The sequence below is a fragment of the Microbacterium sp. 10L49 genome, from assembly GCF_056395125.1.
In genome coordinates this window covers 1-4,377 of record NZ_JBFTIW010000008.1, presented here as the reverse complement: position 1 = coordinate 4,377, position 4,377 = coordinate 1, and the positions used below count along the sequence as shown (strand labels likewise).

The window sequence follows — 4,377 nt, the reverse complement described above, 5'->3', positions numbered from 1 at the left end:
CTTCAGAGTGTCCAGCTGACCCTGAATGTCATCACGAGCCTGCGACAGCGACGAAGCCACCTGCTCCATCTCCGCATAAGACGCACCGAAATCGGCCATCATCCACCTCCGGTAATCGATTGGACCGGACCCCACCGGCCCGACAAGAAAAACCTAACAACCCCACCACAACCCCGTCGATGGGGAGGACTCCCCATGCCGCCGGATCGGCCTCGGCACGATCAATCGACGGAGTCGTCGCCCCCTGAGGCGGCCGGCAGCACGGGCTCCTCGAGCTCGCGCTCCCAGGTGAACGTCGAGATCATCGCGTCGCTGAGCAGCTCCAGGGAGTCGACGACCTCGCCCGGCACGACGTCGCCGTCCGGGATCACGATCGTGGTGGTGAAGACGAGGGCCTTGCGGCGCTGCGTGCCGGGAGCGGGGATCACGTAGGTGAGGGTGCGCCCGCTCACCCCCTCGATCCGGCGCGCGTCGGCCGGGCGCTGCGGCTCGGACCGCCATCGCACGATGTGCTTCGCGTCTTCGTCCAGGAACTGCGCGCCCTTGGTGCGGAACGCCTCCGACACCCAGCCGTCGAGGTTCTCGCCATCCGCGGCGCTGAGCGCGGATGCCGTGATCGACATCGGCAGCAGCTCATCCATCTCGACCTGCTCCTGGCGGTAGATCGCGAACACCTTGGTGCGCGCCATCGCCTGGCTGGTCTGCGCCATCAGGGTGCGGAACTCCGCATCCAGATCCGGGCGGTTCGCCTGTCTGAAGATCGCGCTGGCCCGCTTGACGTCGTCCTCCTGCGCGACGTTCGTCGGCACGTGCTGCACCCAGCCGGGCGGCAGTACGAACCGGAAGGCGGGGATGCCGAACCTCAGCTCGATCCCGAGATCGTTCATCGTTCCCATGTCGTCGTCCTTTGCCGTCGATCGGTGATTCGGGGCCGGTGCCCGCCGCACGGGGCGGGGCGGATGAGCTGCGCCGGCGCGGAGTCAGCCGATGATGTCACGATCGCTCTTCATCGCGAGCGCCGCGAGCCCGGCGGCGCCGAGCCCGCGCTTGCCTGCGCGAGCCGCTTCGAAGCGGAGCGACGTCTGCATCGATCGCGCCGTGAGCGCCGCCAGCTGCTGCCAGCGCGCGGACGGGAGTCCCCCGCTCGCCGCGAGCGCACTCCGCATCGACCGGCGCAGCCACCGCAGACGCCGGCCGGCCCGTGCGCGCTTTCCACGCACGTCGTCCAGCGGCGTCTCGCTGCGCGCGCCGATCTGCTTGTTCTGGCGCGCCTCCGCGCCAGCCAGGATCTCCTCGACCCTGGCACGGTACTCCGGCACCATCGCCAGCTGACGCAGCTCCTCGGCGCTCCATCTGCGCGCCACGAGCTCGCTGCACTCGAGGCACAGTCCCTTGCCGATGACGCCGCTCTCGGCGTAGCCGCAGGCGCAGTCGATGAGCGGGCGGTTCGGCACGGCGAGCCCGAAACCCCACGCCTCACGGAGCAGGAGGGCACCGGCGGCGCTGCCGCGCACCTCGTCGACGAGCAGACCGCGACCGGACCGCGTCAGCCCCTCGCCCACCAGAGCAGACCAGCGTGCCGCGTCGGCCGAATCGATCGATGCGGCGGCACGGGTCGCGTACTCCTGCAGGAGCGCTAAGACCTCCGCCTCCAGGAGCGCCTGCCGCATCCCCGACGACGACACGGTGCCCTGCCAGGGCGACGGGGCACGCAGCGCGGCTGCTTCCTTCACGCGCGACGCTCCCGAGACCTGCGCCTGACGATGCAGCTCCGCGAGCGATGCGTTGCGCGCCAGGAGGTCCCGCTCGAACTCGGCCGCGGCCTCGAACCAGGGTGCGATGCTCATGGGGCGATGCCGTCGGGCAGCGAGATGCCGGCCAGCAGGCGCGGCAGGTGCTGCTCGAGCGCGGCGAAGGTCTCGAGAGTGGATCCCATGGCTTCGACGATAGTGACCCACTCGCCCTTGCGGAGGACGACGGTCCAGTTCGCGATCGGCACCGCCACGTCATCGACCATCGCTGCAGACGTGCGCCGCACGAGCACGCCGGTTCCGAGATTGTCGGTGTCGATCCCGATCATGTCGGATGCCGTGGCATCGGGCAGCGAGCCGATCTCCGCGAGAAGTCGATCGGGATCCAGCCCTTCGACGTCGCCGACGGTGATCCCGATCAGCACATCGCTGTAGGCACCGGGCGGCACGAACCACAGCTGCGTCGCCGCATCATCGACCATGGCCAGCAGCCCTCGCGCGGTGAGCGCGAGGGCTTCACGGTCCCCGTCGGTCACCGGAGCACGGTCGGCATAGTGCGCGAGCACCCCATCGACCCACGCGTCCTCCGCGGCCGGATCGGCGCTGAGCCCGTCCGACGTCGGGAGAGGGAGGAACCACGCCGAGTCGTACGCGAGATCCCAGGTGGCCGAGCCCGGGGTGCGCGTGATCGATGGGCTCATCCCACCAGGCCGTTCAGGATCTTCGCCGGCGACAGCCCGCCCGACGGTTTCCCGTTCGACATCGCCACGCCCTTGTCCGCCCACTTGTAGACGTTCCAGGCCTTCTCCCATGTCGATGGCGCCGAGCCCTTCGCAAGGTCCTGCAACGCGGTGGGAAGCTGCTTGACGAGCTGCTTCCCATATCCCGTGCCCGCCTGCGCCGCGTCCTGGAACGCGACCGTGAACGAGCGGTTCGCCCCGCCGAGGAAGCGCTGCCCGAGCCCTGCCAGCGAGAACGGCCCCGTCATCCTGGTCTTTGAGACCTTGGTGACGAACGCGGCGAAGTTCACCTTCGATCCCGCCTTCCAGCCGTTCTTCGCGACGGCCGAGATCCCGCGGATGTTGCGGATCTGGCCGAGCGGGCCGGTGAGCTGCTTGGGGATCGCCTTGAAGAACTTGCCGAACCCCTGACCGAGCTTGCCTATCGGGAGCACCCCGACGATCGCCCAGGCGAGATCGCCCCAGCCCTTCCGGCCGTCGAACATGAGCGCGACGGTGAGAGCGAGGGCGATGACGCCGACGACCAGCGCGGCGATCGCGAAGAACGGTCCGCCAATGATGAGGCCCAGCACGGCGATCGCGAGGCCGATCCAGGACACCCACTCCGAGATCACCGCGAGCACGCCGGCGATGTTCTCCCAGCGGCTGTCCTTGCCGATCTTGTTGGCGTCGCCGAGCCCGTTCACGGCGTCGTCGTAGGCGTCGCTCCACGTGTCGTAGGCGGTGTCGAAGCGGTGCAGGTTGTGATCGTGCTCCTTGCCCGCCGTGGCGAGCGTCGACTGCGCCGAGGTCGCGGCACCGGAGAGGGTGTCCCCCGTCTTCTTGGACGACGCCTCCTGATCCGGGGTCGGCGGATGGTCGGCCACGGCCGTCGCATGCAGGGCGAGCGCGTGGTTCGCCTGATCCGCGTCGGTCTGAGCCGTCGCCAGCGCCTTCTCGCTCGTCTCGCAGTCGCTGACGATGGTCTTCATCTGGGACTGGACCGTTGCGAGCACGCCGGCGTAGTCGGTGAGGGTCTTGCCCGCGGGCTTGTAGCGACGGCCGGCCTCGTCGAGATCGCCATGGACATCACCGACGACGTCCTTGATCTTGTCCATCGCGTAGCCCTTGCCGACGAGCTTGCCGCTCTTGATGTCCTGCAGGGTCTGCGCGGCGGTGGTCATCTGCGTCGCGAGTGTCGTGATGGTCGTGCCGCGATCGCTGATCGCGGAGGCGTCGCCCTCGATGACGGCGACCTCGTGCCCCTTGTGCGTCTTCATCCCGCTCCCCCTCAGTTCGTCACGGCGCGACCGTGGCCGCCGCCCGTGCCCTGGCCGGACTGCTGCATCGAGCTGGCCATGTCGGTGTCGGTCTTGGTGACCTCGTCGAAGGTGCCCTTGACCCGGTCGGAGATCTCCTTGAGCTTGGACAGCAGCTTGTCGCGGCTGTCGTCCCAATTGCCCTCGAAGTCGTGCACGCGATTCTTCAGGCGATCGTCGCCGTCCGGCCGGCCCACCGCGTGCTCGAGGTCGTCCCGTCGTTTCGACGCCGCCTCGAATTCGTCGACGATCGCGATCAGCTGCGCGCTGGTCGTCTTCAGATCATCGATCGGGTAGAGAACCCCGTCCCCCGCCATGTCATGCCCTCCGTGTCATCGCCCTACGGGCGTCTGCAAGTCGTGCGCCTCCACCACGAAAGGGGGCGCCGTGCGGGACGGATCCTGCACAGCGCCCCTCTCCACGTGATGGACAGCCGGTTTCAGCCGCCGGCGAGCTGCGTGTCCAGATCCTGGATCGCACGCATCATGCCCAGAAGCGACTCCGACATGTCATTGATGCCATCCACAGCCTGCTTCAGACCCGTGGTCAGCTCCCCATAACCCTCACCGAACTTGCCCGACGCGTGCT

Annotated in this window: 5 protein-coding genes; all 5 read right to left on the bottom strand. The window is 68.5% G+C overall.

Annotated elements, in window-relative coordinates; translation table 11 throughout:
• Positions 1–221: 221 nt before the first annotated feature.
• Entirely contained in the window at positions 222–896 is a 675-nt protein-coding gene (locus tag AC1DCT_RS18125; RefSeq protein WP_440733171.1) for a hypothetical protein, read from the bottom strand.
• 84 nt (positions 897–980) lie between these two features.
• Complete coding sequence (locus tag AC1DCT_RS18120; protein ID WP_477430580.1) at positions 981–1,847, bottom strand: hypothetical protein; 867 nt, start codon at positions 1,845–1,847, stop codon at positions 981–983.
• Positions 1,844–2,452: a hypothetical protein gene (locus AC1DCT_RS18115; protein ID WP_477430579.1), complete on the bottom strand. Its 609-nt coding sequence runs from the start codon at positions 2,450–2,452 to the stop codon at positions 1,844–1,846. Before AC1DCT_RS18115 ends, AC1DCT_RS18120 begins: the two co-directional genes overlap by 4 nt.
• Positions 2,449–3,750, bottom strand: coding sequence for a putative T7SS-secreted protein (locus AC1DCT_RS18110; protein ID WP_440733168.1), 1,302 nt, complete (start codon positions 3,748–3,750; stop codon positions 2,449–2,451). The genes AC1DCT_RS18115 and AC1DCT_RS18110 overlap by 4 nt, the downstream gene beginning before the upstream one ends.
• A gap of 11 nt (positions 3,751–3,761) precedes the next feature.
• The gene (locus AC1DCT_RS18105) at positions 3,762–4,106 is read right to left on the bottom strand and encodes a hypothetical protein (RefSeq protein WP_477430578.1); all 345 of its coding nucleotides are present in this window, start codon (positions 4,104–4,106) and stop codon (positions 3,762–3,764) included.
• Positions 4,107–4,377 lie beyond the last annotated feature (271 nt).